The sequence below is a fragment of the Longimicrobiaceae bacterium genome (genome assembly GCA_035936415.1).
Taxonomy (GTDB): domain Bacteria; phylum Gemmatimonadota; class Gemmatimonadetes; order Longimicrobiales; family Longimicrobiaceae; genus JAFAYN01.
The window spans coordinates 1-3,320 of record DASYWD010000096.1; the positions used below are offsets into that span (position 1 = coordinate 1).

Genomic DNA, 3,320 nt, shown 5'->3' on the forward strand with positions numbered 1-3,320 from the left:
GGCCGGGGGGAGCACCCCGCGCCGCGCCTACTCGCTGCTGGCGCAGGAGCCGCTGGCGCGCGAGGTCCCGTGGGAGCACGTGCACCTGTTCTGGGGCGACGAGCGCTGCGTCCCCCCGGGGCACCCGCGGAGCAACTTCCGCATGGTCCGCGACGCGCTGCTCGCACACGTCCCGCTCCCGGCGGCGAACGCGCACCGCGTCCGGGGCGAGCTGCCGCGGGAGCGCGCCGCCGGGGAGTACGAGCGCGAGCTGCGCGAGGCGTTCGGCGGGGGCGTCCCCCGCTTCGACCTGGTGCACCTGGGGGTGGGGGACGACGGCCACACCGCCTCGCTCTTCCCCTTCGCCCCGGCGCTCCTGGAGCGCGAGCGCCTGGCCGCGCCCGCGGTGCACGAGGGAGAGCCGCGCGTGACGCTCACCGTGCCGGTGCTGAACGCCGCCGCGCGGGTGGAGTTCCTGGCGACGGGCGCGGGGAAGGCTCCCGTCGTGCGGAAGGTGCTGCGGGGCGCGCTCGACCCGCTGCGCCTTCCGGCGCAGCTCGTCCGCCCGGCCGCGGGAGATCCGGTGTGGATCCTGGACGAGCCCGCCGCGGCGAAGCTGTCGGAAGGGCTCCAAGTACCATAGTCGCAGGCGGTTCCCTGTCCCCTGTCCCCGGCCCCCTGCCGTTCCGGCACGCACCTCGCGTGGGGCGCTGGCGGACGGGGCACCAACACGGCCAGAAAGAAAGAGGCAGATGGTTTCGGTTACGCTGGAGCACGACGTAAACCTGATCGTCCACGGCGACCACCCGGACCCGTTCCGGGTGCTGGGGATGCACCGCATCTCCGTGGGCGGGGAGATTCGGCTGGTGGTGCGCGCCTTCCTCCCCGGCGTGGAGCGCGCCTGGACGATGAACGCAGGCGGCGGCGAGGCGCTCCCCATGGAGCGCACCCACCCGGAGGGGTTCTTCGAGCTCCTCCTCCCACGCGGGGCGGAGTCGTTCCCGTACCGCCTGCGCACGCGGACGGCGGACGGCGCCGAGCACGAGGCGGCCGACCCGTACTCCTTCGGGTCCACGGTCACCGAGTTCGACCTGTACCTGCTGGGGCAGGGGACGCACTACCGTCTCTACGACCTGCTGGGGGCGCACCCCTGCGCCATGGACGGCGTGGAGGGGACGCGCTTCGCCGTGTGGGCGCCCAACGCGCGGCGGGTGAGCGTGGTGGGCGGCTTCAACGGCTGGGACGGGCGGCGCCACGTGATGCGCTCGCACCCCGGCGTGGGCGTCTGGGAGATCTTCATCCCCGCCGTGGAGCGGGGGAGCGTCTACAAGTACGAGATCAGGGGCCCCTCCGGCCCTCCCTTCCTCAAGTCCGACCCGATGGCCTTCGCCGCCGAGCTGCGCCCCGAGACGGGGTCGGTGGTGGCCGGGCTGGGCCGCTACGAGTGGGGCGACGGGGAGTGGATGCGCAGCCGCCCCGAGCGGAACCCCTGCGACGCGCCCATGGCCGTGTACGAGGTGCACCTGGGCTCCTGGCGGCGCGGCGAGGGGGACCGGGTCCTGGGCTACCGCGAGGTGGCGCACGCGCTGGCCGACTACGTGTGCGAGATGGGGTTCACGCACGTGGAGCTCCTCCCCGTGGCGGAGCACCCGTACGACCCCTCCTGGGGGTACCAAGTCACCGGCTACTACGCCCCCACCTCGCGCTTCGGCTCGCCGGAGGACTTCCGCTACTTCGTGGACCACCTGCACCAGCGCGGGATCGGGGTGATCCTGGACTGGGTGCCGGCGCACTTCCCCCGCGACGCGCACGCGCTGCGCCGCTTCGACGGCACCGCGCTCTACGAGCACGCCGACCCGCGGCAGGGGGAGCACCCGGACTGGGGGACCATGGTCTTCAACTTCGGGCGCAACGAGGTCCGCAACTTCCTGATCGCCAACGCGCTGTACTGGCTGGAGGAGTTCCACGTGGACGGGCTGCGGGTGGACGCCGTGGCCTCCATGCTCTACCTGGACTACTCGCGCAACGCGGGGGAGTGGGTCCCCAACCGCCACGGCGGGCGGGAGAACCTGGAGGCCATCCAGTTCCTGCAGCAGCTCAACACGGCGGTGCGGGAGCGCACGCCGGGGACGCTGATGATCGCCGAGGAGTCCACCGCCTGGCCGGGGGTGACGCAGCCCGCGCACCTGGGCGGCCTGGGCTTCCACCTCAAGTGGAACATGGGGTGGATGAACGACTTCCTCCGCTTCACGCACGAGGACCCCGTCTACCGCCAGTACCACCTGGGGCTGGTCACCTTCTCGCTGATGTACGCGTTCAGCGAGCGCTTCGTCCTCCCGCTGTCGCACGACGAGGTGGTGCACGGCAAGGGCTCGCTGGTGAACAAGATGCCCGGGGACGCCTGGCAGAAGCTGGCGAACCTGCGCCTGGCGCTGGGCTACATGTGGGCCCACCCCGGGAAGAAGCTGCTCTTCATGGGCGGCGAGATCGCCCAGTGGCAGGAGTGGAGCGAGGGGCGCTCGCTGGACTGGCACCTCCTGGAGGAGCCGGGCCACGCCGGCGTGCAGCGCTTCGTGCGCGACCTGAACGCCCTGTACGGGCGGGAGCGGGCGTTCTGGGAGGTGGACTTCGGCTCCGAGGGGTTCGAGTGGATCGACTTCCACGACGCGCAGAACTCCGTCGTCTCCTTCGTGCGCCGCGGGCGGGAGCCGGGGGACGAGCTGGTCTTCGTGTGCAACTTCACGCCGGTCCCCCGCATGGCGTACCGGGTGGGGCTCCCCCGCGCGGGGAGGTACACGGAGCTGCTGAACAGCGACGCGGAGGCGTACGGCGGGAGCAACCTGGGGAACGCGGGCGCGGTGGAGACGGAGCCCGTCCCGGAGCACGGGCGCGCCCAGTCCGCCCCGCTCACGCTGCCGCCCCTGGCGATGCTGGTCCTCAAGCACCAGGGAGCATAGCCCGGCCGGGCACGCCGGCCGCCAAACCACCACCAGGGAAACCTACCCATGGCGAAGAACGAATCCAGGGGGAAGGGCGCGAAGGACGGCGAGGCCGCGCGCGCGGCCTCCGGCGGCAGCGAGGCCGGCACGGGCGCGACCGCGAAGAAGAGCACGGCGAAGAAGAGCTCCGGCGGGGGCGGCGCCACCGCCGACACGCAGGCCGGCGGCGGCGGCGGGAGCACCGCCAAGAAGGCCACGGCGAAGAAGTCCGCGGGAGCCGGCGGGGGCCAGGCCGGGGGCGGAGCCACCGCCAAGAAGTCCGGCGCGAAAAAGTGGGGTGGGTCGGGGGAGGGCGACGGAAGCCCGGCGCTGGAGGGCGGCGCCACGGCGAAGAAGCGCGCG

3 protein-coding genes are annotated in these 3,320 nt (G+C 73.0%); all 3 read left to right on the forward strand.

The annotated features are described in order from the left end of the window. Positions 1 to 622, forward strand: a 622-nt coding sequence (pgl, locus tag VGR37_03750) for a 6-phosphogluconolactonase (GenBank protein HEV2146509.1), incomplete at its 5' end; no start/stop codon positions are given. Positions 623 to 731: 109 nt separating this feature from the next. Beyond that, the gene (glgB, locus tag VGR37_03755; GenBank protein ID HEV2146510.1) at positions 732 to 2,936 is read left to right on the forward strand and encodes a 1,4-alpha-glucan branching protein GlgB; all 2,205 of its coding nucleotides are present in this window, start codon (positions 732 to 734) and stop codon (positions 2,934 to 2,936) included. Positions 2,937 to 2,984: 48 nt separating this feature from the next. Beyond that, on the forward strand, positions 2,985 to 3,320 hold a 336-nt coding region (locus tag VGR37_03760), incomplete at its 3' end, for a hypothetical protein (GenBank protein HEV2146511.1).